22 protein-coding genes are annotated in these 24,931 nt (G+C 67.2%); 2 read left to right on the top strand and 20 right to left on the bottom strand.

Going from position 1 to position 24,931, the window contains the following annotated elements; translation table 11 throughout:
* Positions 1-29 precede the first annotated feature (29 nt).
* From CK620_RS06745 to trkA, 5 genes are all read right to left on the bottom strand, one after another.
* Positions 30-545 carry a PaaI family thioesterase gene (locus tag CK620_RS06745; protein ID WP_095549680.1) on the bottom strand — a complete coding sequence of 172 codons (516 nt, stop codon included), beginning with the start codon at positions 543-545 and terminating at the stop codon, positions 30-32.
* A 26-nt stretch (positions 546-571) separates the two neighbouring features.
* A complete protein-coding gene (locus CK620_RS06740; protein WP_095549679.1) occupies positions 572-1,366 on the bottom strand; it encodes an SDR family oxidoreductase in 795 nt (264 codons plus the stop codon).
* 58 nt (positions 1,367-1,424) lie between these two features.
* Positions 1,425-3,269: an acyl-CoA dehydrogenase gene (locus CK620_RS06735; RefSeq protein WP_095549678.1), complete on the bottom strand. Its 1,845-nt coding sequence runs from the start codon at positions 3,267-3,269 to the stop codon at positions 1,425-1,427.
* 208 nt (positions 3,270-3,477) lie between these two features.
* Positions 3,478-4,944 (bottom strand): TrkH family potassium uptake protein, encoded by a 1,467-nt coding sequence (locus CK620_RS06730; RefSeq protein WP_095549677.1) that lies wholly within the window; start codon positions 4,942-4,944, stop codon positions 3,478-3,480.
* Between the two features lie 89 nt (positions 4,945-5,033).
* On the bottom strand, positions 5,034-6,608 hold the full coding sequence (gene trkA / locus CK620_RS06725; protein ID WP_095549897.1) for a Trk system potassium transporter TrkA: 1,575 nt from the start codon (positions 6,606-6,608) through the stop codon (positions 5,034-5,036).
* A 150-nt stretch (positions 6,609-6,758) separates the two neighbouring features.
* Here trkA and CK620_RS06720 point away from each other — a divergent pair, with 150 nt between their 5' ends.
* Positions 6,759-7,961, top strand: a complete 1,203-nt coding sequence (locus CK620_RS06720; RefSeq protein WP_095549676.1) for a DSD1 family PLP-dependent enzyme — start codon at positions 6,759-6,761, stop codon at positions 7,959-7,961.
* 78 nt (positions 7,962-8,039) lie between these two features.
* Here the strand turns inward: CK620_RS06720 and CK620_RS06715 are convergent, their stop codons facing one another.
* The 8 genes from CK620_RS06715 to rpiA all read right to left on the bottom strand — a co-directional run bounded on the left by CK620_RS06715 (position 8,040) and on the right by rpiA (position 14,942).
* Positions 8,040-8,741, bottom strand: a complete 702-nt coding sequence (locus CK620_RS06715; RefSeq protein ID WP_095549675.1) for a YIP1 family protein — start codon at positions 8,739-8,741, stop codon at positions 8,040-8,042.
* A gap of 200 nt (positions 8,742-8,941) precedes the next feature.
* Positions 8,942-10,273: a dihydroorotase gene (locus CK620_RS06710; protein WP_095549674.1), complete on the bottom strand. Its 1,332-nt coding sequence runs from the start codon at positions 10,271-10,273 to the stop codon at positions 8,942-8,944.
* A 31-nt stretch (positions 10,274-10,304) separates the two neighbouring features.
* The gene (locus CK620_RS06705; RefSeq protein ID WP_095549673.1) at positions 10,305-11,267 is read right to left on the bottom strand and encodes an aspartate carbamoyltransferase catalytic subunit; all 963 of its coding nucleotides are present in this window, start codon (positions 11,265-11,267) and stop codon (positions 10,305-10,307) included.
* A 4-nt stretch (positions 11,268-11,271) separates the two neighbouring features.
* Positions 11,272-11,805 carry a bifunctional pyr operon transcriptional regulator/uracil phosphoribosyltransferase PyrR gene (pyrR, locus tag CK620_RS06700; protein ID WP_095549672.1) on the bottom strand — a complete coding sequence of 178 codons (534 nt, stop codon included), beginning with the start codon at positions 11,803-11,805 and terminating at the stop codon, positions 11,272-11,274.
* Positions 11,802-12,236: a Holliday junction resolvase RuvX gene (gene ruvX, locus CK620_RS06695; RefSeq protein WP_095549671.1), complete on the bottom strand. Its 435-nt coding sequence runs from the start codon at positions 12,234-12,236 to the stop codon at positions 11,802-11,804. Before ruvX ends, pyrR begins: the two co-directional genes overlap by 4 nt.
* A gap of 77 nt (positions 12,237-12,313) precedes the next feature.
* On the bottom strand, positions 12,314-12,907 hold the full coding sequence (locus tag CK620_RS06690; RefSeq protein WP_095549670.1) for a YqgE/AlgH family protein: 594 nt from the start codon (positions 12,905-12,907) through the stop codon (positions 12,314-12,316).
* A 130-nt stretch (positions 12,908-13,037) separates the two neighbouring features.
* Positions 13,038-14,142 (bottom strand): peptide chain release factor 2 gene (prfB, locus tag CK620_RS06685; RefSeq protein WP_143325986.1). Its coding sequence is split into 2 segments (ribosomal slippage): positions 13,038-14,060 and positions 14,062-14,142, totalling 1,104 coding nucleotides; the frame shifts between segments, so codons are not numbered across the junction.
* 122 nt (positions 14,143-14,264) lie between these two features.
* Positions 14,265-14,942, bottom strand: coding sequence for a ribose-5-phosphate isomerase RpiA (rpiA, locus tag CK620_RS06680; protein ID WP_095543050.1), 678 nt, complete (start codon positions 14,940-14,942; stop codon positions 14,265-14,267).
* A gap of 156 nt (positions 14,943-15,098) precedes the next feature.
* On the opposite strand from rpiA, the gene CK620_RS06675 reads away from it, so the two are divergent.
* Entirely contained in the window at positions 15,099-16,178 is a 1,080-nt protein-coding gene (locus CK620_RS06675) for a quinone-dependent dihydroorotate dehydrogenase (RefSeq protein WP_095549669.1), read from the top strand.
* An 84-nt stretch (positions 16,179-16,262) separates the two neighbouring features.
* On the opposite strand, the gene argA is transcribed toward CK620_RS06675, so the two are convergent.
* The 7 genes from argA to ribH form a co-directional block, all read right to left on the bottom strand.
* Positions 16,263-17,609, bottom strand: a complete 1,347-nt coding sequence (gene argA, locus CK620_RS06670) for an amino-acid N-acetyltransferase (RefSeq protein ID WP_095549668.1) — start codon at positions 17,607-17,609, stop codon at positions 16,263-16,265.
* Positions 17,610-17,953: 344 nt separating this feature from the next.
* Positions 17,954-19,924 carry a tetratricopeptide repeat protein gene (locus CK620_RS06665; RefSeq protein WP_095549667.1) on the bottom strand — a complete coding sequence of 657 codons (1,971 nt, stop codon included), beginning with the start codon at positions 19,922-19,924 and terminating at the stop codon, positions 17,954-17,956.
* Between the two features lie 210 nt (positions 19,925-20,134).
* Positions 20,135-22,183, bottom strand: coding sequence for an AAA family ATPase (locus tag CK620_RS06660; RefSeq protein WP_095549666.1), 2,049 nt, complete (start codon positions 22,181-22,183; stop codon positions 20,135-20,137).
* Between the two features lie 70 nt (positions 22,184-22,253).
* Complete coding sequence (locus tag CK620_RS06655) at positions 22,254-22,487, bottom strand: hypothetical protein (protein WP_143325984.1); 234 nt, start codon at positions 22,485-22,487, stop codon at positions 22,254-22,256.
* A 481-nt stretch (positions 22,488-22,968) separates the two neighbouring features.
* Entirely contained in the window at positions 22,969-23,877 is a 909-nt protein-coding gene (locus CK620_RS06650; RefSeq protein ID WP_095549664.1) for a DMT family transporter, read from the bottom strand.
* A gap of 101 nt (positions 23,878-23,978) precedes the next feature.
* Complete coding sequence (gene nusB / locus CK620_RS06645; RefSeq protein ID WP_095549663.1) at positions 23,979-24,449, bottom strand: transcription antitermination factor NusB; 471 nt, start codon at positions 24,447-24,449, stop codon at positions 23,979-23,981.
* A complete protein-coding gene (gene ribH, locus CK620_RS06640; protein ID WP_095543042.1) occupies positions 24,446-24,928 on the bottom strand; it encodes a 6,7-dimethyl-8-ribityllumazine synthase in 483 nt (160 codons plus the stop codon). The genes nusB and ribH overlap by 4 nt, the downstream gene beginning before the upstream one ends.
* Positions 24,929-24,931: the final 3 nt, after the last annotated feature.

The raw sequence follows: 24,931 nt of genomic DNA, 5'->3' as shown, positions 1-24,931 counted from the left end.
GGAATCAGAAAAGGCAGCGCCGCACGGCTTCAGCCGCTGGTGGCACTGGGATTGCTGGCGCGGTCTGCGTCGCCAGCGTGTGGGCTCGGTTCGGTGGCAGGGCGCTCCTTGAGCACGAAGGTGCCGCTGGCCTGGGCGCTGGGCTGGCCATCGCCGTTGAAGACGGTGGCCTCCAGGAACACCAGCGTGCGGGTGCGATGGATCAACCGGCCGCGCGCCGTGAGCACGCCGGTGGAGGGGCGCAAAAAGGTGCTTTTCATCTCCACCGTGATGGCGCCCAGGCCGGGGCGATCGGGCTCCAGCGCGGCAAAGGCCATGGTCACGTCCAGCAGCGTCATGACCACGCCGCCGTGCGCCATGCCGTAGGCGTTCATGTGCTCGGGCAGCGGCGCAATGCGCAGGTGCGAGGCGCCTTCGCCGTAGCTGAGAAACTCGATGCCCAGGTGCTCGATGAAGGGCACGGTAAAGCCCAGGTTGTCCAGCGCCTTCTGGGCTTGGCCTTGCTGGGCGGGGCTGGCGTGGGCCAGGTCGTATGTGGTGCTCATGGGATGGCCTTTTGCGTGTGTGGCTCTCAAGCGCCGATCTGCGCGCTGACGCCGCCGTCCACGGCCATCAGCTGGCCGGTGATGTGCTTGCCCGCGTCGGAGGCAAACAGCAGCGTGATGCCCTTGAGGTCTTCGTCATCGCCCAGGCGCTGCAGCGGCGCGTGGCGGGCCACGGCATCGGCTCCGCCCATGGCCTTGAGCGTGCCGGCCGTCATCTTGCTGGGGAAGAAGCCAGGGCAGATGGCGTTGACGCGAATGCCCAGCGCGCCCCATTCGGTGGCCAGCGCGCGCGTGAAGTTGATGACCGCGCCCTTGGAGGTGTTGTAGGCAATGGTGGTCATCTGCGCCGGGTTGCCGCCCAGGCCGGCGATGGAGGCAACATTGATGATGCTGCCGCTGCGCCGCGCGATCATGCTCTGGCGCGCGATGAGCTGGCTGAGCAGGAAGTAGCCGCGCACGTTCAGGTTCATGACCTTGTCCCAGGCTTCGAGCGGGTGCTCCTGCGCGGGTGCGCCCCAGGTGGCGCCGGCGTTGTTGACCAGGATGTCCACCTGGCCCAGCTGCTGCTGGGCGTGGGCGGCCAGGCGGCCCAGGTCTTCGGGGTTGGAGGCATCGGCGGCCAGCCACTGCGCATCGATGCCCTGGGCGCGCAGCGCGGCGGCGGCTTCCTCCAGGTCGGCGGCTTTGCGCGAGCTGATCAGCACCTTGGCGCCAGCCTCGCCCAGCGCCTGGGCCATTTGCAGGCCCAGGCCGCGCGAGCCGCCGGTGACGAGCGCGGTCTTGCCGCTGAGGTCGAACAGTTGTTGGATGGTGCGGGTCATGTCGGGGTCTCCTCGGGAGTGATCTTTTGGGGTGATCTCGGGGTGATCTTTGGCGGGCTTAGAACGCGGCGGTGTCCAGCTCGGCGCAGGTCATGTCGCCGGCGGCGGCCACGCCCAGCCAGGCGCCGATCTTGGGCAGCTCGTAGGCGAAGAAGTAGCGCGCGCAGGCCATGCGGCCCTGCGCGGCTGGGCTGTGCAGGGCGGCATCGGCGCGCAGCGTGGCCAGCGCCAGGTCCAGCCAGACCCAGGCCAGCACGGTGTGGCCAAAGCCCTGCATGTAGGGCACGGCGTTGGCCAGCGTGCGCCTGGCATCGCCGGTGCGCTGCGCCCATTGCCAGGCGGCCTCAGTGGTGCCCAGCACCTGCTGCCAGGCCGCGCGCAGCTGCGCGGCCAGCGGCGCCAGCGCCTCGTGGTGCTGGGCGGCGGCGGCTGTGGCTTCAATGCGTTGGCCCAGCAGCGCCAGCCCGGCGCCGCCTTCCATGCGCACCTTGCGCCCGAGCAGGTCGTTGGCCTGGATGCCGTGCGTGCCCTCGTGGATCATGTTCAGGCGATTGTCGCGCCAGTACTGCTCGACGGGGAAGTCGCGCGTGTAGCCATAGCCGCCGTGGATCTGGATGGCCAGGGAGTTGGCCTCCAGGCACCATTCGCTGGGCCAGCTCTTGGCGATCGGGGTCAGCACCTCCAGCAGCAGCCGCGCCTGCGCGGCGCTTTCGGGCGCGCCGGTGTGTTGCTCGTCCACCAGCCGCGCGGCCATCAGGTTCAGCGCCAGCGCGCCTTCGCAATAGGCCTTTTGCGCCAGCAGCATGCGGCGCACGTCGGCGTGCTCGATGATGGGCACCTGGGCGCTGGCCGCATCCTTGCCGGCTGCGCCCAGCGGCCGGCCCTGCGGGCGGGTCTTGGCGTATTCCAGGCTGGCCTCGTAGCCGGCATAGCCCAGCATGGTGGCGGCCATGCCGATGGCAATGCGCGCCTCGTTCATCATGTGGAACATGCAGCGCAGGCCATCGCCCACGGCGCCGACGCGGTAGCCAATGGCCCCGGCGCTGCCGCGCACCGGGTATTTGCCCTCGCCGAAGTTGAGCAAGGTGTTGGTGGTGCCGCGCCAGCCGAGCTTGTGGTTCAGCCCGGCCAGCGCCACGTCGTTGCGCTCGCCGGTGCACTGGCCGTCGCTATCCACCAGGTGCTTGGGCACGATGAACAGCGAGATGCCCTTGACGCCGGGCACCAGCTTGCCGTCCGGGCCTGGCACCTTGGCCAGCACCAGGTGCACGATGTTCTCGGCCAGCTCGTGATCGCCCGAGGAAATCCACATCTTGTTGCCGCTGAGGCGGTAGCGCGGGCCCAGCGGGTCGGCCTCGAAATCCGCGCCATCGGGCACGGCGCGCGTGGTCACGTCGCTCAGCGAGGAGCCGGCCTGCGGCTCGGACAGGCACATGGTGCCGGTGAAGCGGCCGTTGAACTCGTTGTGCGCGAACACCCGCTGCTGCATGGCGCTGCCGTGCGCCATCAGCAAATTGGCGTTGCCGCTGGTGAGCATGTTCGAGCCGATGCTGATCGAGGCCTTGGCAAAAAAAGTGTTGGCCGCCGACTCGACCACGAAGGGCAGCTGCATGCCGCCGATGTCGTAATCCTGCGCGGCGCTGAGCATGCCCGATTCGGCATAGGCCTGGCGCGCCTCGTAGGTGGCGTGCGGCAGGATGACTTTTTCGCCGTCGAAGTGCGGCTCCTCGGTATCGACCAGCCGGTTGAAAGGCGCGTATTTCTCGCGCGCAATGCGCTCGCAGGTCTGCAGCACGGCGTCGTAGGTCTCGCGCGAGTGATCGGCATGGCGCGGGCGCTGGTTCAGGGATTGAACGTCGATCCAGTCGTAGAGCAGAAAGTCCAGGGTGTCGCGCAGGCTCATGATGTGCAAATTGCGTAGGGGATGCGGCAATCGCTGCGGCTTGGCCGTAGCGCTTCTTGAAGGGGCTGTCCTCAAAAATCCTCAAGCACAGAGCGTGAACAGGCCCCAAAAAATGCCGCGCATCCTACCGCGTGGGCCTGGCCGCTCCAGTCACTTATGCAACCTCGGCGCGTGGGTGAGGCTGAGCAGGCAGGCCCTGGGCCGGCGATCAACGGCGCCAGAACGAGGGCAGCAGCAGCACCATCAGGCTGAGGATCTCCAGTCGGCCCAGCAGCATGCCCAGGCTGCAGACGCAGAGCTGGAAGTCGCTCAAGCCGCCGAAGTTGGAGGCCGGGCCGACGCTGCCCAGCGCCGGGCCGGCGCAGTTGATGCTGGCCAGCACGGCCGAGAAGGCCGTCACCAGATCCATGTCGGTGATGACCAGCGCCAGGCTGAGCACCAGAATGGCCATGATGTAGAACAGGATGAAGGCCAGCACGGAGAAGATGATCTTGTTGTCCACCGGGCTTTGGCCCAGGCGTACCGGGTTGACCACGCGCGGATGCACCAGGCGGGTGAGCTCGCGCCTGGCTTGCTGCACCAGGATCAGCGCGCGGATCATCTTGATGCCGCCGCCGGTGGAGCCGGCGCTGGAGGCCACCGAGGACAGCAGCAGCATGGCCAGCGGCGCAAAGGCGGGCCAGCGCAGGTAGTCCGTGGTGGCATAGCCGGTGGTGGTCGCCAGCGAGATGGTGTTGAACATGCCAAAGCGCACGGCGTCGCCGAGCTCATAGACGTTGCGCGACCACAGGAACAGGCTGATGACCAGCCCGCCGATGAGCAGCGTGGCCAATGTGGCGCGCACTTCGGCCTCGCGCCAAAAGCCAGTCAGGCTGCGGCGGCGCAGGGCCACGAAGTACAGCGCGAAGTTGCAGCTGGCCACCAGCATGATGGCAATGGCGATGCCCTCCAGCACGGGCGAGTTGAAGTGCCCGAAGCTGTTGTCGTATGAAGACAGGCCGCCCAGGCTGACGGTGGTGAAGCAGTGCAGCAGCGCATCCACTGGCGGCATGCCGCCGGCCCAGTAGGCGCAAAAGCACAGCACCGACAAGCCCAGATAGACCGACCACAGCCCCTTGGCCGTTTGCGTGATGCGCGGCGTGAGCTTGGTGTCCTTGAGCGGGCCGGCCACTTCGGACTTGAACACCTGGCTGCCGCCCACGCCCAGCATGGGCAGCACGGCCACGGCCAGAATCAGAATGCCCATGCCGCCCAGCCACTGCATGAAGCAGCGCCAGATGTTGAGCGACAGCGGCAGATACTCCAGCCCGGCCAGCACGGTGGCGCCGGTGGTGGTCAGGCCGGAGACGGCCTCGAAGTAGGCCTGGGCAAAGCTCAGCGGCTGGCCAACCTGGCGCGTGACCAGCCAGATGGGCACGCTGCCCAGCAGCGGCAGCAGGCCCCAGACGGCGCCCACCAGCAGCACGCCATCGCGCGGCTGCAGCTCCTGGCGGCAGCGGCGCAGGCGGTAAAAGCCCACGGCGCCCAGCACCATGCCAACCAGCGCGGGCAGGGCGTAGTCCAGCCACAGGGGTTCGTGCATCAGCAACGAGGCGGCCAGCGGCACGGCCAGACAGGCCGAAAACAGCAGCAGCAGGCCACACAGCACACGCAGTACGGGCAGGTAGTCGCTCATGACAAAAAGGCTTGCTCATCGGTGGCCGGGCGCTGCGGCGCAGGCCAGCGCATGGCGCGCATTGTGTGGGCAGTCATGCGAGGGAGGGGTCAGAAGAAGGTGGGTTTGACGCTGAAGGCTTTTTCCACTTCGCGCACCAGCCGCTTGTGCGGCAGGAAGAAAACGAAGTGGTCGCCCGATTCGATCACCGTGTCGCGGTGCGGGAAGATCACCTCGGGCAGGCGCGGGGCCAGCGCTTGGGGCTCGGGCGGCTCGGCGGCGGCGTCAGCCTGCATGGCGGCAGCCTCGTGCTCGGGCGCTGCGCGCGCGAACGCGTCGCGCTCGGCCTCTGGCTGCGGCGCGGCAGGGCTGCGCTGGGCCAGCACAGGCGGCTCCAGGCCGCGCACGATCAGGCCGATGTGCACGTCGCGCGGCAGGCGCAGCTCGCCCACGGTGCGGCCCACGACCTGGGAGGTCTTCTTGTCGCCGCGCGCGACGATCTCCAGCGCTTCGGCCACGCCACGGCGCAGGCTGTGCACGGCCTGCACGTCGCCGTGGCGCACGTAGGTCAGCAAATCGCCGAGCATGGCCTGCGCCGGCGTCAGGGCAATGTCGATCTGCGTGCCGTGCATCAGGTCGGCATAGCTGCGCTGGTTGATCAGCGCCAACACGCGCTTGGCGCCCATGCGCTTGGCCAGCAGGCTGGTCATGATGTTGCGCTCGTCGTCGTCCGACAGCGCCAGCAGCAGATCGACCTCTTCGATGTTCTCTTGGTCGAGAAAGTCCTCATCGGTGGCCTCGGCGTGGAACACCAGCACGTCTTCGGGCAGCTTGGCCGAGAGCTCCATGCTGGCCTCGCGCTGGCTTTCGACGACCTTGATGCGGTAGTAGCCCTTGCGCTGCTGCGTCAGCTGCAGGGCCAGCTTTTGCGCCACCACGCCGCCATCGACGATCATGATGCGGCGCACGGTGGCCGTGGGCGCCTCGACGGGCTTGGTCAGCAGCGTCAGCACCTCGGCTGCGCGCTCGCGCGTGGTCAGCACGAACACCTCGTCGTCGGGCTCGATGCGGGTGTTGCCCTCGCTGGGCACGAAACGGTCGGGCTGATCGGCAAAACGCCGGTAGATGGCCACCACGCGCATGGGCACTTCCGGGTGCAGTGCGCGGATCTCGGCGATGGTGCGGCTGCACATGGGCGCCGCTGCGCGCGCGCGCGCAGCGGTGAGCACAGCCCGCCCGCCAGCGAACTCGCGCACCTGCATGGCCTGTGGGAACTCCACCAGCTTGCTCAGATAGCGGGTGAGCGAATCCTCCGGTCGCAGGCACTGGTCCACGGCAAAACCCTCCGGCCCCAGCACGGCCGAGCCCTCGGCCCAGGCGTTGGAGCGCACGCGGGCAATGCGCACCGGAATGCGAAACACCATGTGCGCGATCTTGCAGCAGGCCAGGTTGGTCTCGTCGGCCGAGGCGCAGGCGATGAGCAGGTCGGTGTCGTCGGCGCCGGCCTCGGCCAGCACCGAGGGGTCGATGCCGTCACCCACCACGCCGCGCAAGTCGTAGCGCGACTCCAGCTCCTGCAGCAAGGCGCGGTTGGTATCGATGACGGTGATGTCGTTGCGTTCGAGCACCAGGCTGTCGGCCACGGCCTGGCCGATTCTGCCTGCGCCGAGAATGATGATTTTCATGGCAATAATCGCGGGCGCTGGGCATTGCCTCAGGCGCCCGGCGCGTTGCTGGTGGCATTGGGCGGCATCATACTGTTTGCCAGCGCGTGCGCTGCTTTGCTGCAAGAGGGATGCCAGGCAAAAGATCGAGGAAGACGGATGACAACAAGCATGCATGAACAGGGCTTCGATGGTGCCGTCGGCGTGGCGCCAGGCATGCCGCTGACCGAGCTGGATACGCCCACGCTGGTGCTGGATCTGGACGCGATGGAGCGCAACATCCAGCGCATGGCCGAGTTTGCCGCCGCCCATGGCGTGCAATGGCGGCCCCATGCCAAGCTGCACAAAAGCGCGCGCATCGCCCAGCGCCTGGTGGCCGCTGGCGCCAGCGGCTGCTGTGTGCAAAAGGTGGCTGAGGCACAGGCCCTGGCCGCTGGCGGAGTGCGCGACATCTACATCAGCAATCAGGTGCTGGCGCCGCAAAAGCTGCAGCGTGTGGCGGCCTTGGCGCGCCATTTGCAGCAGCAGGGCGGGCGGCTGGCCCTGGCTGTGGACAGGGCCCAGGGCGTGGCCGCGCTGGCCCAGGCGCTGCAGGGCGCAGGCGTGCCGCAGGCCGTGGAGGTGTTCATTGAGATTGACATCGGCCAGCACCGCGCTGGCGTGGCGCCGGGCGCGCCGGCGGTGGCGCTGGCGCAGAACATCGTCCGCCAGCGCCAGCTGCGCCTGGCAGGGCTGCACGCCTACCACGGCGGCGCCCAGCACATCGAGGATGGCAGCCAGCGCGCCGCTGCCATGCAGGCCGCCTATGCGCTGGTGCGCCAAACCTTGGAGCAGTTGCACGCGGCTGGCTTTACCGATTTGGCGGTGACTGGCGCAGGCACGGGCACTTTTGCGCTGGAGGCCGCCAGCGGCTTGTACACCGAGCTGCAGCCCGGCTCCTTCCTGTGCATGGATGCGCACTACGCGCGCGTGCAGCCGGTGCCGCAGTCCGCGCTGCCAGGGCCGACGCACTTCGAGCATGCTTTGTTCATCAAGACCCAGGTGCTTTCCAGCTGCGCCGCGCACGCCGTGGTCGATGCCGGCCACAAAAGCCATGCCATTGACTCGGGCCTGCCCATGGTCTGGAACCAGGGCCTGCCGCCGTTGTATGAGTTCCGCAATGGCGGCGATGAACACGGCATCGTGGCGCCGCGCGTGCTGCACGGCGCGCTGCACGCCCCGGTGCCGGCGTTGGGGCAAACGCTGTGGCTGGTGCCCGGCCATTGCGATCCGACCGTGAATCTGCACGATGCCTTCGTCGGCATTCGGGGCGGGCTGGAGCACGGCGTGGTGCAGGAGATCATCCCCATCGATGCGCGCGGCGCGCTGTGGTAGAGGCCGCTGCAGTTGTTGCGGCCGCCTGCGGCAGGCAGCGCCGCAACGCCCAGGCCAAGCCGGGCCAGGCCAGGCGGCTTATTGCGCCGCAGGGCCGCTGGTTGCTCCGCCTGCGCCGCCCGGCGGGACCTGCAGGATTTGCTGCAGCACGCGGTTTTGCTCCTGCAGGCTCATGGCCTCGAACTGCTCCAGCGTGATGCCCAGCGGCTCCAGCCGCTCGGCCAGTATCTGGGCCTGCATGCTTTGCATTTGCCAGATGCCGCCGGCCATCAGCAGGCCCAGCAGCGTAAAGGCCACGGCGGCCTTGCGCTGGGAGATGCCATGCACTTCGACGCTGGCGATGGTCCACAGGTACATGGTCCAGGCGATGTTGAGCACTGCGCCCACGTAAGGAACAAAGGCCAGCAGCGCCGTCACCGGGGCCAGCGCCATGGTGGCGGCCACGCAGCGAAAGGCCACCTGGTAGCCGTGCGGCGAGCCCAGGGCTTTCCACAGCAGCATGACGATGGCCGAAGCGATGAACACGGCCCCCAGGCTCAGCCCTGGCGTGAGCACCAGAATGTCCAGCAAGGCAGGCGCCTGACCGTGCAGCAACAGCAGGGGCAGCGAGGCCAGCAGCGCTGCGGCAATGGCCATCACCATCACGAACAGCATGGGCTCGGCCAGCGGACCTTGGCGCGGCATGGTGCGGAAATACTCGGCCGGACGCACGATGACGTACAGAGCCAGTTGCGCCATGCGTTGCAGGCTGAAAATTGGGGCAGGGGAGGTCTGGGACATCGGGGCGTGGGCTGGGCGCTGGAGTTTTGTGCGGGGCTGGGGGTTGTTGAGATTGGGTTTGCGAAGCGGTTTTTCGAGGCAAAAGCCGCAGATGCAAGGCGAAAACGTGCGCAAGGTTGAACACCTTGCCAGCGTTTTCAACGCTGCAGCTGTGGATTGTTGACCGAAAACACCGCCGCAATGCTCAATCTCAACAAGCCCTAGCTTGATTGGGCCAGGGGCGATGCGGCGCTGGCTGCGCGGCGCTCGAAGGCAATGTCGCCGGCCACGATGGTGCAGCGCACCTGGCCGGGCAGAGTCTCGCCAAGAAAAGGCGTGTGTTTGCCCTGGCTGTGCAGCGCCTGGGGCGTGACGCGCCAGGGCGCTTGCGGATCGTACAGGCAGAGGTCGGCCACGCCGCCGACCACCAGCTTGCCAACGCTGGCCTGCAATGTGCCCAGCGCATCGCCCAGCACCTGGGCGCTGGCGCTGCTCACGCGCGAGAGCGCCGTCAGCAGGGGCACGCCTTGCTGCTGGGCCCAGTGCTGGGTCAGCGGCAGCAGCAGCTCCAGGCCGGTGGCGCCGGGCTCGGCTTCGGCAAAGGGCATTTCCTTGGCGTCATCGGCCACGGGCGTGTGGTCGGAGACCAGCGCGTCGATGGTGCCATCGGCCAGCGCCTGGGCCAGCGCCTCGCGGTCGCGCTGCTGGCGCAGCGGCGGCTGCAAGCGCGCATTGCTGTCGAAGAAGCCGATGTCGGCATCGGTCAGCAGCAGGGAGTTGATGCTGATGTCGCAGCTCACGGGCAGGCCTTCGGCCTTGGCCTGGCGCACCAGTGCCACGCCCTGGGCGCTGCTGAGGCGGCACAGGTGCACGCGGCAGGGGGTGCTGCGCAGCAGCTCGAACAGAGTGTGCAGGGCAATGGTCTCGGCGGCCACGGGCACGCCCGACAGGCCCATGCGCTGCGCCAGCGGGCCGCTGGCGGCCACGCCGCCACCCAGTGCCGCATCTTGCGGGCGCAGCCAGACGGTGTAGCCGAAGGTGGCGGCGTACTGCAGCGCGCGCTGCAGCACCAGGTTGTTTTTCAGCGGCGCCTCGGCCTGGCCGAAGCCCACGCAGCCGGCCTGGGTCAGGTGCGACATTTCGGTCAGCACCTCGCCGTGCAGGCCGCGCGTGAGCGCGCCCAGCGGGAACAGCCGCGCCTGGCGCAGGTTGCCCGCGCGCAGCTTGAGCATTTCGACCAGGCCGGATTCGTCCAGCACCGGGTCGGTGTCGGGCGGGCAGACCAGGCTGCTCACGCCGCCAGCCACAGCAGCGTGCATTTCCGATTCGAGCATGCCGGCGTGCTCGAAGCCGGGCTCGCGCATGCGCGCGCACAGATCGACCAGCCCGGGCAGCACCCACAGGCCGCTGGCGTCGATGCGGCGCTCGGGCTGGAACTCGGCCGGCACCTGGCCGATGGCGACGATGCGCCCGGAGGCAATGGCGATGTCGCCGGCGACATCCAGCCCGCTGGCCGGATCCAGCAGGCGGCCGCCTTGGATGAGTGTTTTCATGCGTGCAATGACAAGGGTCTGAAGGGGTGGATCAGGCTTCGTTGCCGGCGACGATGGACATGACGGCCATGCGCACGGCGATGCCAAAGCTCACCTGCGGCAGGATCACGCTGTGCGCGCCATCGGCAACGTCGGAGTCGATCTCCACGCCACGGTTGATGGGGCCGGGGTGCATGACGATGGCGTCGGGCTTGGCCAAGCGCAGCTTGGCCGGCGTCAGGCCGAAGTTCTTGAAATACTCTTGGCTGCTGGGCAGCAGCGCGCCGCTCATGCGCTCGTTTTGCAGGCGCAGCATGATGACCACGTCGGCATCGCGAATGCCGTCTTCGAGGCGGTGGAAGACGCGCGCGCCCATGGCCGAGAAGTGCTCGGGCACCAGGGTGCGCGGGCCGACCACGCGCACGTCCGGGCAGCCCAGCGTGGTCAGTGCGTGGATGTCCGAGCGCGCCACGCGCGAGTGCAGCACGTCGCCCACGATGGCCACCGACAGTTGGCTGAAATCCTTTTTGTAGTGGCGGATGGTGTACATGTCCAGCAGACCCTGCGTAGGGTGGGCATGGCGGCCATCGCCGGCGTTGACCACGTGCACGTGCGGCGCCACGTGCTGGGCGATGAGGTAGGGCGCGCCCGATTCGCTGTGGCGCACGACGAAGATGTCCGCGGCCATGGCCGAGAGGTTGGCGATCGTGTCCAGCAGGGTCTCGCCCTTGGCGGTGGAGGAGCGGCCGATGTCCAGCGTGAACACGTCGGCCGAAAGCCGCTTGGCGGCAATGTCGAACGTGGTGCGCGTGCGCGTGCTGTTCTCGAAGAACAGGTTGAAGACGCTTTTGCCGCGCAGCAGCGGCACTTTTTTGACTTCGCGGTCGCTGACGGAGACGAAGTTGCTGGCCGTGTCGAGGATGTGCGTGATGATCTCGCGCGGCAGGCCCTCGGTGGAGAGCAGGTGGATCAGCTCGCCGTGCTGGTTCAGTTGCGGGTTGCGGGACGCGCGCATGGCCTCAGACCTCCTCAATCGCAAAGTGCAGGCGCTGCCGGCCTTGCACATCCTGACGCGCCAGCGCCAGCTTCTGACTGGCCGGCAGCGACAGGCGCGCGGCGGCGTAGGTGGCCTCGATGGGCAGTTGGCGCCCGCCGCGATCGACCAACACCGCCAGGCGCACGCGCGCCGGGCGGCCATAGTCGAACAGCTCATTGAGCACGGCGCGGATGGTGCGGCCGGTGTAGAGCACGTCGTCGAGCACCAGAATGTCTGCGCCGTTGACGTCAAAATCCAGCGCAGTCTGGGCGCTGGCCGCAGCGCTGGCCATGCCGCGCTGGGCGAAGTCATCGCGATGCAGTGCTGAAGACAAGGTGTTCAGGCCCTGACGCAGTTGCAAATCGTCGATCAGGCGCTCGAGCAGCCAGACGCCGCCGGAGGTGATGCCCGCCAGCCGCGTCTGCGGCTCCAGCAGCGCCCGAACACCTTGGCGCAGATCGGCATACAGGCTTTCGGCATCCAGGGCCAGCAGCCCTGGCGATGCGGTGTGGTTCATTCCAGGTTCCTCAGAAATTGGGTCAGGATGATAGCGGCAGATACGGCGTCGACATGGGCCTGATCGGCGCCCTGCGACAGCGCCTCGGTGGTGCTGTAGCGCTCATCGACGCCGAACACCGGCAGGCCAAAGCGCCCGTGCAGCCCGCGCATGAAGCGGCGCGCCAACTCGGTGTTGGCATGGGGCGCGCCATCGGGGTGAAAAGGCAGGCCAACGACCAGCGCATCGGGTTGCCACTGGGCCAGCAGCGGCTCGACCAGCGCAAAGACAGCCTTGCCTTGCGCCTGCAGCGCCGTCAGCGGCCGGGCCGTGCCCAACAGGCGTGTGCCCACGGCCACGCCAGTGCGCTGGGTGCCGTAATCAAAGGCCAGAAAGGTTTGCAGCGCGGCCTGGCCGGCCGGGGCGGGGTAATTGGGCGGCAACGATTCCATGGGTAGGTCAGCTCAATGCCAATGTCGGTGCCAGTGCGCGGCGCAACCAGGATTCTGTGGAGGCTGTGGGCAAGCTCTCAGGCATGGCCCACCATCGGCACGATGCGCTGCGGGTCGATGCCCAGCAGCTCGAAGGCCCTGGCATAGCGCTGCTGCGGCGCGAGCTCGAACAGCAGTTGCTGATCGGCTTTGACGGTCAGCCAGGCATTGGCGGCCAGCTCGCTTTCGAGTTGGCCCTCGTCCCACGAGGCGCAGCCCAACGCCAGCAGCGCCTTGCGCGGGCCGCCGCCCTGGCTCAGCGCGTCCATCACATCGCGCGAGGAGGTCATGGCCAAGCCGTCGCCTACCGGCAGGGTGGAGGCATAAGGCCAGGCATCCTGCCCATCGGCGCCGGGGTCGGCATCGTGCAGCACGAAACCGCGATCCTGGTGCAGCGGGCCGCCGAGCAACACCGGCATGTCGGCCAGGTCATCGCGCGGCAGCGCCAGTTCCAGCCGCGAGAACAGGTGGCGCACGCTGATGTCCGTGGTCTTGTTGACGATCAACCCCAGCGCACCCTTGTCGTTGTGCTCACAGACATACACCACGCTGCCGCCGAACAGCTCATCCTCAAGGCCAGGCATGGCGATGAGGAAGTGGCCGGTCAAATCCATGGCAGAAGGGGAAGACATGGGCTTGATTTTATGGTCTGTTCAGCCGTCTTCCGGAGTGCGCGCACTCAGGAAATGCCCCAAAACGCCCCAAAAACACAACCGAAAAGATGGGGCGCAGCCGGGGCAGGATGCCCGCACGGCCGGCGCTTTACACGCCTTGCTTGAGCGAGGCCTCGATGAAGGCGTCCAGGTCGCCGTCCAGCACTTTTTGCGTGTTGGAGATTTCCACGCCGGTGCGCAGGTCCTTGATGCGGCTGTTGTCCAGCACGTAGCTGCGGATCTGGTGTCCCCAGCCCACGTCGGTCTTGCTGTCTTCGAGCTTTTGCTGGTCTTCCAGGCGCTTGCGCATCTCGAAGTCGTAGAGCTTGGAGCGCAGGCGCTGCCAGGCCATGTCGCGGTTGCTGTGCTGGCTGCGGCTGTCCTGAGATTGCACGACGATGCCGGTGGGGATGTGCGTCAGGCGCACGGCCGAGTCGGTCTTGTTGATGTGCTGGCCACCGGCGCCGCTGGCGCGGTAGGTGTCCACGCGCACGTCGGCCGGGTTGATCTCGATCTCGATGGAGTCGTCGATTTCCGGGTAGACGAAGATCGAGGCAAAGCTGGTGTGGCGCCCGCCCGAGGAGTCGAACGGCGACTTGCGCACCAGTCGGTGCACGCCGCTTTCGGTGCGCAGCAGGCCGTAGGCGTATTCGCCCTCGACCTTGATGGTCGCGCCCTTGATGCCGGCCACGTCGCCTGGGGTTTCGTCTTCCATGCTGGTCTTGAAGCCCTTGCGTTCGGCGTACTTGAGGTACTGGCGCAGCAGCATGCTGGCCCAGTCGCAGGCCTCGGTGCCGCCGGCGCCGGCCTGGATGTCGATGAAGCAGTTCAGCGGGTCGGCCTCCTGGCTGAACATGCGGCGGAACTCCAGCTCCTCCACATCCGGGCGCAGCGCCTCGACCAGCGCCTCGATGGCCTCCAGGCTGGCGTCATCGCCTTCCTCGCGGGCCATGTCGAACAGCTCGCTGTTGTCGCTCAGCTCCTGCGTCAGGCGCTCGAGCGTGAGCACTACGCCGTCGAGCAGCTTTTTTTCTTTGCCCAGTTCCTGGGCTTTCTTCGGATCGTTCCAGACGGCCGGGTCTTCCAGGCCGGCATTGACCGTCCTCAGGCGTTCGAACTTGGCATCGAAGTCAAAGATACCTCCGTAAGTCCTGGGTGCGCGCGCTCAGGTCTTCCAGGCTGGCTTTGATTTGGTTGATGCGTTCTGCTTCCATGGTGCTTGCTCTCTCTCATTCAAAAAGACGGCGCGGGCAGGCGGGCTGGCCAAGCCTGCCACGCAAAAAAGGGGGGATTTTCGCACGGGTGCGGCCATGGGCCTTGTCGTGCATAACACGCTCTAGTCAAAGCGCAGCGTCTGCACGCCGTCGGCGCTGCCCAGCAGGCAAATGCTGGCCTTGTGGCGCGCGAAGATGCCGACGGTGACCACGCCCGGCCAGGCCGAGATTTCCTGCTCCAGCGCCAGTGGCTGGTGGATTTGCAGGCCGCGCACGTCCAGGATGTGCATGCCGTTGTCGGTCACCAGCGGCTGGCCGTCCGCGCGCAGGCGCAGGCTGGCCTGGCCGCCCAGTGGGGTAAAGCGGCGCGCCAGCTGGGCGCTGGCCATGGGCACGACTTCGACCGGCAGCGGAAAGCGCCCCAGCACCGGCACTTGCTTGCTGGCATCAGCAATGCAGATGAAGCGCTCGGCCAGGTCGGCGACGATTTTCTCGCGCGTGAGCGCCGCGCCGCCGCCCTTGATCATGCAGCCTTGCGGGTCGATCTCGTCGGCGCCGTCGATGTAGCACTGCAGGCGCTCGACGGCGCTGGCTTCGAGCACGGGGATGCCCGCCTGGCGCAGCAGCGCGGTGCTGGCCTCGGAGCTGGAGACTGCGCCCCGCAAGGGGATGGCTGCCTGCGCCAGCGCAGCAATGAAGTGGTTGACGGTCGAGCCGGTGCCGACGCCGAGGATGCCGTGCGCGGGCACGTAATCCAGCGCGGCCTGGGCCACGCGGGCCTTGAGGGTGTCTTGATCCATGGGGTGTGCGGGTTTGCTGCAAAAAGCGCCAGCCTGCCCGGCCGTGCGCGGGGGCGCATTATTACTTTTCGCAGGCCGCCTTGCGGCCTTTTCCTGGGGATGTCCTGTACGAGCCCAGCGGCAAAGTGGGCCCTGCCTTCATTTACACTCGCCGGCATGGATTTGTACCCGCTGATTCGGCCTTTTCTGTTTGCGCTGGATGCAGAAAAGGCCCATGACTTTGCCCTGGACTGGATCAAGAAAACCCAGTCGCGCCCGCTGCTGCGGCGCTTATATGCCCAGAAGACCGTGCTTGACCCGGTCACTGTTGCCGGCCTGGAGTTCCCCAATCGAGTGGGGCTGGCGGCCGGGCTGGACAAGAATGCCCGCTGCATCGATGGCCTGGCGGCCATGGGCTTTGGCTTTGTCGAGGTCGGCACCGTCACGCCGCTGGGGCAAAAGGGCAATTCCAAGCCGCGCATGTTCCGCGTGCGCGAAGCCGGCGCCATCATCAATCGCATGGGCTTCAACAACCAGGGGCTGGAGGCGTTTCTGCGCAACGTGCAGCGCTCGGTGGTGCGTCGCCAGGTGCAACCTGAAGGCCAGCCGGCGCTGCGCCTGGGGCTGAACATCGGCAAGAACGCGGCCACGCCGATTGAGCGTGCGGCCGATGATTACCTGGCCTGTCTGGAGGCGGTTTACCCCCATGCGGACTACGTCACCATCAACATCAGCTCGCCCAACACCAAGAATCTGCGCGATCTGCAGTCCAACGCCTCGCTCGATGCGCTGCTGCACGCGCTGACCGAGCGGCGCGAGCAGCTCAAGCAATCGCAGCCGCACAAGCCGATGTTCCTGAAGATCGCGCCGGATTTGAGCGAGGAGCAGGTGGCCCTGATCGCCGCCATCGTGCAGCGCCACCAGGTCGATGGGTTGATCGCCACCAACACCACCGTCAACCACGACGAGGTGCAAGCCTTCACCCACGGCAGTGAGGTCGGCGGCGTCAGCGGCGCGCCGGTGCGCCAGGCCAGCACGGCGGTGATTGGCCAGCTGCGCCAGGCGCTGGGCCCGCAGGTGCCCATCATCGGCGTGGGCGGCATCATGGACGCCGAGGACGCCCTGGAAAAAGTCAAGGCCGGAGCCGACTTGGTGCAGATCTACAGCGGTTTGATCTACCAGGGTCCGGCGCTTGTGCCGCAGGTGGCACAGGCCATCAAGGATTACCACGCCCGCCAGCCCCAGCCAGCGTCCTGACGGGGGTGCCTGCGTACAGCCCAAGGCCGAATGTCTGCGGCCCGCAGGCGCAGCGGCGGCTTGTTCTCCGCGCCGCTTGCCGCATCACAAATGCTTGACCAGCACGCGGCTTTTGCGACTCCAGTTGTACTTTTCCTTGCGCGCCTGCGGCAGCCAGTCCGGATCCACGGTCTCGAAGCCGCGCTTGATGAACCAGTGCATGGTGCGCGTGGTCAGCACAAAGATGCTTTTGAGGCCTTGCGCACGGGCGCGCTGCTCGATGCGCTTGAGCAGCTTCTCGCCATCGCCCTGGCCCTGGGCGTGCGGTGAGACGGTGACCGAGGCCATTTCGCCGGTGCGCTCCTCGGGGTAAGGGTAGAGCGCCGCGCAGCCGAAGATCACGCCGTCGTGCTCGACGATGGTGTAGTTGTTGATGTCGCGCTCGATGTCGGTGCGGCTGCGCTTGACCAGCGTGCCGTCGTTCTCGAATGGTTCGATCAGCTGCAGGATGCCGGCCACGTCGTCGGCTGTGGCCTGGCGCACTTCCTCCAGGCGCTCGTCCACCACCATGGTGCCAATGCCGTCGTGCACGTAGATTTCCAACAGCATCGAGCCATCGACCGCATAAGGGATGATGTGGCTGCGTTCCACGCCGCCTTCGCAGGCCTTGATGCAGTAGCTGAGGTAAAAGCCCGTATCCGTGGGCTGCTCGGCCTGTGGCGAGCGCTGCAGCAGCGCGCGCGCATCGGCCAGCGTCATTTCGGTGACGATGGGGTTGTCCTCGGCAGGCGGCTGGTCGGGCTGCTGGCGGATGCCTGGCAGCTCGCAGACGTACAGCAGCTTGTCGGCCTTGAGCGCAATGGCGATGGAGCTGGCCACCTCCTCCATGCCCAGGTTGAAGGCCTCGCCCGTGGGCGAGGAGCCAAACGGCGAGAGCAGCACGATGGAGTCCATCTCCAGCGCGTGGCGGATGCCGTCGGCGTCGACCTTGCGCACCTTGCCAGTGTGCTGGAAATCCACCCCGTCGAGGATGCCCATGGGCCGCGCAGTGATGAAGTTGCCCGAGATCACGCGCACCTTGGAGCCGGCCATCGGGGTATTGGGCAGGCCTTGGCTGAAGCAGGCTTCGATCTCAAAGCGCAGCTGCCCGGCGGCCTCCTGCGCGCAGTCCAGCGTCACCGGATCGGTGATGCGATGGCCCTTGTAGTACTGCGGCTGGTGGCCCTTGGCCAGCAGCTGCTCGTTGACCTGCGGGCGAAAACCATGCACCAGCACGATCTTCACCCCCATGCTGTGCACCAGCGCCAGATCCTGCACCAGGTTCTGCAGCTTGCCTGCGGCGATGGCCTCGCCGCAGATGCCGACGACGAAGGTCTGGTGCCGGAACTTGTGGATGTAAGGCGCGACCGAGCGGAACCAGGGAACAAAGGTGAAGTTGAAGACGTTGGACATGGGGCTACGAACAGCAGGTGATGGCGGCGCCAGGGGTTGTCATGCGCTCTAACAAATCAGTGGGCCGCCATTGTGGTGCAGTTTCCGCACCCTCGCGCTGTGGATGCTCTCCATGGTGCAGCAATGTGCGCCGTCTTCCCAAAGCCTGGATTGGGCCTGCAAGGGCAGGGGCTCTTCTTAGAGCCTGTTCAAAATCTTTGCACGGCGGTCAAGAGCGCGGATTTGGGCGCTCTGCTGCGTTGCAAAGCTTCGCCATAGCCCCAGCAGCTATGGCTGCGTTTTGCGCCTTGCAGCCCACCCCAAACCGCTTCTTGCCCACTCGCGCCGAGATTTTGAACAGGCTTTTACAGCTGGGTCTGCGGTGCACTGTCCCAGCCGGCCTCGTAATCGCGCGCCAGGCGCTGCAGTTGCAGGCGCACGCTGGCGGCCATGGACAAGTAATGCTTGGGGCCCAGTAGCTGCTTGAGCTCAGCCTGCGTGGCGTAGCCCACGGCCTTGCGCTGGGCGCGGCGGATGTGCTGGCTGCGATGCCAACGGGCCTCGATGGCTGCCAGATCCTGGGCGCAAACGATGGCGTCTTCCGGGTGCATCAGCATGTGTGCGGCAATCTTTTGCTGGTGGCGCTGCAGCACTTTGTGCACTGGGGTGCGGGCGGGCAGGCGTTCCAGATAGACCGGCGGCTCGTACTGGAAGGGCGAAGGGCTGTCCCACTGCGTGATGATGAGGCTGCCCGATTCGAGCAGGGTTTCACAACTGAGCATGGCCTGGGCTTTCCATTGCCCGCGCAAGGCCCGCAGTGCAAAGCCCAGCAGGCCCGGCCATTGGGGCCTGATGACGAAGGCGGCCACGCCGGTTTCACCGCGCGCATCGGTGTAGATGCGTACCAAGGTGGGCTGGCCGAGCAGCTTGGACAGGCCGCTGGCTTCGGCATCGGCCAGGTGGCGCAGGCCTGTGGCGCTCAGGGCCGCGCCAATCTTGTCGATGAGGCGGCGCTGCCCGGCCGGATAGTCGCCGGGCTGTACGGCGCGCAGGCCGGAGGCGTCCTTGTAGGCCTCGTTGAGGAACAGCTGGGCGATGGAGATGGCCTGCTGCGTGCGGGCATCGCCGGCCTCGGTGCTGGCCGCGCTTTGGTTGGCGGGCGCAGCTTCGCTGCGTTTGCGGCTGCCGCGGCGCTTTTTTTCCTTTTCCGTGGGCAGTTGGACATGCTGCACGATTGCTTGCTGGGGCGTGGGGGCGTCTGGCTGGGGCTGCGCCGGGGCGCTGGTCGCACTGGCCGCGTCGGCTGTACTGGCATGGTGCGCTGCATTGGCGTCCTGCGTCAGCTCAGCCTGGGCGGCGTTGGCCTGGGCGGCCACCGGGGCGGGCTGGGCTTGTTGAGCCTGGCTGTGAGGCCCTTCGTCCAGGCTATCGGCCAGCGCCGTGCTCATGCCCTCGCAAGAGCAGGTCTCGCTGCTGCCGCCGCAGCCGCCTTCTTGTGAGCGGCGGCGCAGCCTTTGCACGTGGGTGTAGCCAGGGTGGCGGGGGTCCATCCGGGCCAGTACGCGGTCGTAAGTGGCCACGGCTTGCTCGAAATGGCCCAGCTCGTGCAGGCACATGCCCACGCGGGTGGTGATGCTGGGCTGCGCGCTCAGCGCCAGGCAGCGCTGCCAGTCGGCGCAGGCGTGCTCCAGGCCGGCGCGCTCATAGTAGTGCCCGTGCGAGGTGCGCACCACTTGCTCGGGCGGCAGTTGCGCGGCCTGTGCCGGATCGAGCAAGGCCTGCTGGCGCAGGCGGTGCGCGCGCTGTTTGAGCAGGTCGATGCGCTCAGGCGCGAGGTCAATGGCGCGGTCGAGCAGCAGCTGGGCCTCGCGCAGTTTTTCCGCTGGCGGCGAGGGCTGCTGCGTCAGGGTTTGGGCCAGCAGCGCCAGCACGTCGGTGTTGTCGGGCTCCAGTGCGCGCAGGCGGCGCAGCAGCGCCTCGTTGCGGCGCGCCACGTGGCGGTCGAGCTCTTGCTGGCGCTCTTGCAGGGCTGCGGCCTCGGTGGGGTCCAAGGCGCTGGCGTCGATGTCCAGCCGGTCGCCGCGCTGACCAACGCGCACTTGCAGCAGCGCTGCCTGCACATGGTCGGGCCGGTGCTTGAGCGTGGCCTGCAGCGCGTCGCGCAGTGCATCGAGTCGGCCCAGCTGCTCCAGCAGGCAGGCGCGTTGCCAGTGCAGCTCGGCGTTCTGCGGCGCCTGGGCGCACAGGGCCTCGACGGCGTGCAGCTTGCGCTCCAGCAGGGCGTGCTGCTCGGCGTCGACGGCCGCGATTGGCGGTGGCACGAAAGTGCTGACCATGTTCCTCACTCCTTGGGCTCTTGCCTTGTATTGCAGCCTTGGCGCAGGCGCCAGAGGCTGGGATGACTGCGAGGCGCATCATAAGGCCAGCCTGGGTTTGCGCCCGATCTGGCAGCCTGGCGCTGTTGCTGCGCCGCCATGGAGGGTCTGCCTGAGTCCGACACAGGGGAGCACGGCGCGGTGGTGTGCGCAGGCCTTGCCTGTGCCGCCTCAAGAGTTGGGCGTGTCGTGCGCCAGGTCGCGCTGGGCAAAGGTTTGCAGTCGCTGGGCGTAGTCGGTCAGCACCATCGGGTCCTGTGGCGCCATGGGCACGCCCAGCAGTTCGGCCAGTCGTTGGCGGCCAAGCTCGCCGTGGCGCATGAGCTCATCCACCAGGGCCAGCAGTTGCTGGCTGTGCGCGGCGATGAGCGCCGTGCTGCGCTCCATCTGCGCCTGCAGGATGGCTTCAATGGCCAGGTTGCTGGGTTGCACGTCGGTGTTGAGGTGCTCGTTCGTTTCGCTGGTCACGTCGGTGCGCGCCAGGCGCTCGCCGTAGCCGAGGAATCGCACGAAGCGGCTGGCGTATTCGGTGGCGTGCTGGATGTCTTGCTCAGCGCCGCTGGAGCAGGCATCGGCGCCGAAGACCACGATTTCAGCTGCGCGCCCGGCCAGGCAAACAGCGATGCGATCAAGCCAGTTGCTGCGCGACCACGATTGCAGGTCGCTGAACATGGCGTAGCCGCCCTCAAAGCTGGCGACGTTGATGCGGATTTCCTGCGGCGCGCTGCCAAACAGCAGCGCATGCACCAGGCCATGACCGGCCTCATGCACGGCCAGCAGGGCGCGAAAGTCGGTCAGCGTGCGCTGGCGCAGCGTGCGCACTTCGAAGGCCACGGGGCAGTGCAGTTGCTGGCCCAGCGCGTGTGCGCACAGGCTCTGGCCGTCTGCGCCCAGGCGCACTTCGACGGTGCTGCCCGCTGGCGCACCCAGACCAAGGGCCCAGACGGCGGCATTGACCAGCGGTGTGCCCAGCACGGCATGCAGGGTGGAGAACAGCGGCCGCGTGCCCTGAGCGGGGAAGACGCCATTGGCGTAAATCTCGCGGCGCACTTCAGGCGTGATCACAAAGCGCAGCCCGGTGCTGTGCTGCATTTGCTCTGTGTACTGTGCGCAGTGCTCGTCGATGATGCGCGTGTAGGCGGCGCGGTTGAGCGAGGGGTAGATCAGGTGCTGATTGCCCAGGCGCGCGACCTGCTCGGGCTTGAAGCGCTGCGCCAGGGCGCGTTTGACGTCGATGAGCGAGAGTCGCAGGCTGTGGCTGTGAAACACGTCGGCGTCGGTGTCGCAGTCCTCCACGCGCCGCGCCAGCGATTCGTACATCTCGTCCAGGTTGCCGCAGACGAAGATCAGCAGGCGGCTGTAGTCCGTCTCCCAGCTTTGTTCGCTGCCGCGCACGCGCGCCAGCTCCTGCTCAACGCGCTCGGGCGACCAGGCCATGATCTCCAGCAGCGGCTCCTTGAGTTTGAGCGCACGCTTGAGTGACTGGGCCTCGTAGGCGCTCACGCGCAGCGGCTTCTTGGTCAGAGCGCGGCGCTCGCCAGGGCTGCGTTGCTGCTCGTCGTAACGCGCTTCGGCCAGGGTCGATTCCAGCTCTCCCAGGAAGGAGACCGAGGGCGGCAGGCGCCCGTCCGAGAGCAAGGCCCAGACATCCTGGTAGCGCTGCACTTCGACTTCCTGGCGCTGCTCGTTGAGGGTGCGGTAGCGCTGGAATTCGTCCAGCACCAGAATGCCCGGCTCGCCCTCGTCGATGCCCGAACTCTCCAAAATGCGCGAGATGCTGCCTGCGCCATGCCAGCTGCTGGTGCCGTGGGAGAAGCCGTCCATCTGCACCTCCACGAAGCGATCGTAAAAGCCCAGCTTGCGCGCCAGCGAGCGCGTGAGCTGGGTTTTGCCGGTGCCGGTCAACCCCCACAGGCAGACGATCACCGGGCGCTGGATCAACTCGGGCATGACGTACCAGGCGCGGATGGTGTCGATCACGCGGTCGATGATGGCGTCAATGCCGAACAGCTCCTGCTTGAGCTGCTGGGCGACCTGGTGCAATGCGTGGCTGCGCGCCATCAGGCGCTGCATCAGCTGCTGGTGTTCGGCGCCGCTTGCGGCGGGCAGGGGCGCTGTGCCTGGCCGCGCCGCGCTGGCGGGGTGCTTGGTCGGTGGCGCGGGTGGCTCAGCCGCGCTGCCTGTGTCTTTGCCTTTGGGTGGTTGGGTCTGCGATGTCATGGGCGTGAAGGGGCAGGCCAGCGGGCTGTCGCCACCTGGCCGGGGAAGTCTGGTCTTTGGGGCGAGGCCGTCACTCGGCGCTGGCCCAGTCGCGCGTGCGCAGGCTGTGCTGCAAGGCCATGCGCTCGGCCCGGCGCTGTGCGCCCTGGCTGCGCATGTGCTTGCCGCCAGCGCCTGTGCTGGCCTTGGCGGCCAGCGCCCGGGCGTAGGGGTTGCGCACCGGCAGGCTGGCTGCAGGCAGGGGGCGCTGTGGCGGGCGGGATGTTCGGGCGCGGGCGGCGCCCGCAGTGGGTTTGGCACGCATGTGCTGCTCCAAAAAATCAAAACCCTGGCAGGCCGGCCAGGGTTTTCCCCTGGCTGGGTGCGGCAGTGCGCATCCAGCCAGGGCGGTGTGGAGCGCACAAGTCAGTGAAAGGATGAACAGAGCATGGGGGCAGCTCTTGTGGATGGAAGGGGGTGCGGGGGCCAAGAAGGCGCGCATTGTGCCAAGCCCTGCGGGACTAGGGCAAGGGCCGCTGGCGCTGAGGGGCCGGGAGAGGCCGGGCGGCTGTTGCTTTTGCGCCCAGCGGGGGGGGAGGAGCATTGAGACTGGCGGTTGCAGCGGTGCTTCCGGTCAAAAAACCGCAACTGCCGTGTTGAAAACGCTTGCAAGGTGTTCAGGTCTTGCAAGCATTTTTTCCTTGCATCTGCGGCTTTTGCCTCGAAAAGCCGCTTTGCAAACCCAATCTCAACGCCCCCCTAGAGCGGGTGATGCACTTACACCCCTGGCGAGAGCGCAAGGGGCATCACACGTTCTGCGGCCGCCGCCGGCGCGGGCGCCATTCGCTGACGAGCACGCCGATGACGATCAGCACCGCGCCGGCAATGGCCAGCGGCGGCAGGCGGTCACCAGCGATGCGGCCGGCCACGCCGCCCCAGACGGGCTCGCCGGCGTAAATCAGCGTGGCGCGAGTGGGCGAGACGGTTTTTTGCGCCCAGTTCATGACCAGCTGGATGACGATGCTGGAGCAGGCCATGCCCACGGCCGCCAGCAGCCAGACCCAGGAGAAGGCCGGCACGGCCTCGCCCGCCAAAGGCATGGCCAGCCAGGCAAGCAGCCCTGCTACCAGCAGCTGCACTACGGTCACGCGCCGCACGTCCACCTTGCCAGCAAAAAAGCCAATCAGGATGACTTCGCCCGCAATGCCCAGCGCGCCCACCAGGGTGGCCCACTCGCCCACTTCCATTTGCAGGCCCAGGCCGGCCTCAGGCCCGGCCAGCAGCACCAAACCTGTGAAGGCAAAGGCCACGCCCAGCAGGCTCATGGCGTGGGGCGGGCGGCGCAGCACCAGCCATTGCAGCAGCGGCACCAGTGGCACGTACATGGCAGTGATGAAGGCCGATTGGCTGCTGCTGATGGTTTGCAGGCCATAGGTTTGCAGGCCGTAGCCGATGAAGATGCTGCTACCGATGGCGCTGCCAGCGAGCAGCTCTTGGCGCGTCAGGCCGCGCATGGCGCGCCAGAAGACCAGAGCGCCCAGCAGCGCGGCGGTGACGAAGCGCAGGCCGACGAAGAACATCGGCCCACTGTGGCGCATGGCCGCATGCACGACGACGAAGGTCGTGCCCCAGACCATGGTGATGAGGATCAGCGCCAGCTCCTGGCGCGAAAACCAAGCAGGCCGGGCATCGGGTGGCGGGGGAGTGTGTGGCATGGGGCGCGGCTGGCGGCGGACTGCGCTTTGGGGGGAGCTTGTTCACAATCTCCGCAGGCCGTTGCTTTTTCAGCCCATTTCGGGGTTGGAGGGGCAAGCCCTCAGCGATTGGGCTGCTGGCCCAGCTCCAACGGGCGCAGCTGGGCGGCCAGCGCGTGCAGCACGGCGTTGACGTATTTATGCCCGTCGGTGCCGCCAAAGGCCTTGGCCAGCTCGACATATTCGTTGATGACAACTTTCCAGGGCACGTCCGGCGCGTGCCGGAATTCGTAAACGCCCATCCACATGATGGCGTGCTCAATGGGCGATAGCTCGCTCAGTGGGCGATCCAGCACTGGGGTGATGGTGGCGTCCAGCGCCGCGGCCTGCTCGGTGCAGCCGTAGAGCAGGGCGTCGTACAGCGCCGAGTCGGCTTTGTGAAAACCGCTGAGGCCGCGTGTGAACTGGTCGATGTCGCGCGCTTCGTTCTTGCCCACCAGGCGCTGGTACAGGGCCTGCAGTGCGAATTCGCGCGCGCGGCTACGGGCGCTTTTCTTGCTGCTGGGGGTGGGGGGCTGGGCGGAGGGGTTCATTCGTCCCCCATGGCGACCAGGCCGATCAGGTTGGCCATTTCGACGGCGGTGCGTGCGGCATCCACGCCTTTTTCCGTTTGCCGCGCCACGGCCTGGGCCATGTTCTCCACGGTCAGGATGGCGTTGGCGATGGGGATGCCGTAATCCAGGCCCACGCGCGTGACGCCGGCGCCCGATTCATTGGCCACGAGCTCGAAATGGTAGGTTTCGCCGCGGATGATGCAGCCCAGCGCGATCATGGCGTCGTAGCCATCTGTCTCGGCCAGGGCTTGCAGCGCCACCGGCACTTCCAGCGCGCCTGGCACGCGCAGGTGCGTGATGTCCTCAGCCGCCACGCCCAGCGCGAGCAGCTCGGCATGGGCGGCGTCGAACAGCGCCTGGGTAATGTCTTCGTTGAAGCGCGCCTGCACGATGGCAATGCGCAGTTGGCTGCCGTCGAGCAATGGGGCAGCGCCTTGGCCTTTGTTGGCACCGAGCATGGG

The sequence above is a fragment of the Vandammella animalimorsus genome (genome assembly GCF_002285285.1).
Classification (GTDB): Bacteria; Pseudomonadota; Gammaproteobacteria; order Burkholderiales; family Burkholderiaceae_C; genus Lampropedia; species Lampropedia animalimorsus.
This window is presented reverse-complemented; position numbering and strand designations above follow the sequence as displayed.

Coding starts and splice junctions, on each gene's coding strand:
- CK620_RS06745 (WP_095549680.1), bottom strand. CDS start 545: ATGAGCACCACATACGACCTGGCCCACGCCAGCCCCGCCCAGCAAGGC.
- CK620_RS06740 (WP_095549679.1), bottom strand. CDS start 1,366: ATGACCCGCACCATCCAACAACTGTTCGACCTCAGCGGCAAGACCGCG.
- CK620_RS06735 (WP_095549678.1), bottom strand. CDS start 3,269: ATGAGCCTGCGCGACACCCTGGACTTTCTGCTCTACGACTGGATCGAC.
- CK620_RS06730 (WP_095549677.1), bottom strand. CDS start 4,944: ATGAGCGACTACCTGCCCGTACTGCGTGTGCTGTGTGGCCTGCTGCTG.
- trkA (WP_095549897.1), bottom strand. CDS start 6,608: ATGAAAATCATCATTCTCGGCGCAGGCAGAATCGGCCAGGCCGTGGCC.
- CK620_RS06720 (WP_095549676.1), top strand. CDS start 6,759: ATGCATGAACAGGGCTTCGATGGTGCCGTCGGCGTGGCGCCAGGCATG.
- CK620_RS06715 (WP_095549675.1), bottom strand. CDS start 8,741: ATGTCCCAGACCTCCCCTGCCCCAATTTTCAGCCTGCAACGCATGGCG.
- CK620_RS06710 (WP_095549674.1), bottom strand. CDS start 10,273: ATGAAAACACTCATCCAAGGCGGCCGCCTGCTGGATCCGGCCAGCGGG.
- CK620_RS06705 (WP_095549673.1), bottom strand. CDS start 11,267: ATGCGCGCGTCCCGCAACCCGCAACTGAACCAGCACGGCGAGCTGATC.
- pyrR (WP_095549672.1), bottom strand. CDS start 11,805: ATGAACCACACCGCATCGCCAGGGCTGCTGGCCCTGGATGCCGAAAGC.
- ruvX (WP_095549671.1), bottom strand. CDS start 12,236: ATGGAATCGTTGCCGCCCAATTACCCCGCCCCGGCCGGCCAGGCCGCG.
- CK620_RS06690 (WP_095549670.1), bottom strand. CDS start 12,907: ATGTCTTCCCCTTCTGCCATGGATTTGACCGGCCACTTCCTCATCGCC.
- rpiA (WP_095543050.1), bottom strand. CDS start 14,942: ATGGATCAAGACACCCTCAAGGCCCGCGTGGCCCAGGCCGCGCTGGAT.
- CK620_RS06675 (WP_095549669.1), top strand. CDS start 15,099: ATGGATTTGTACCCGCTGATTCGGCCTTTTCTGTTTGCGCTGGATGCA.
- argA (WP_095549668.1), bottom strand. CDS start 17,609: ATGTCCAACGTCTTCAACTTCACCTTTGTTCCCTGGTTCCGCTCGGTC.
- CK620_RS06665 (WP_095549667.1), bottom strand. CDS start 19,924: ATGGTCAGCACTTTCGTGCCACCGCCAATCGCGGCCGTCGACGCCGAG.
- CK620_RS06660 (WP_095549666.1), bottom strand. CDS start 22,183: ATGACATCGCAGACCCAACCACCCAAAGGCAAAGACACAGGCAGCGCG.
- CK620_RS06655 (WP_143325984.1), bottom strand. CDS start 22,487: ATGCGTGCCAAACCCACTGCGGGCGCCGCCCGCGCCCGAACATCCCGC.
- CK620_RS06650 (WP_095549664.1), bottom strand. CDS start 23,877: ATGCCACACACTCCCCCGCCACCCGATGCCCGGCCTGCTTGGTTTTCG.
- nusB (WP_095549663.1), bottom strand. CDS start 24,449: ATGAACCCCTCCGCCCAGCCCCCCACCCCCAGCAGCAAGAAAAGCGCC.
- ribH (WP_095543042.1), bottom strand. CDS start 24,928: ATGCTCGGTGCCAACAAAGGCCAAGGCGCTGCCCCATTGCTCGACGGC.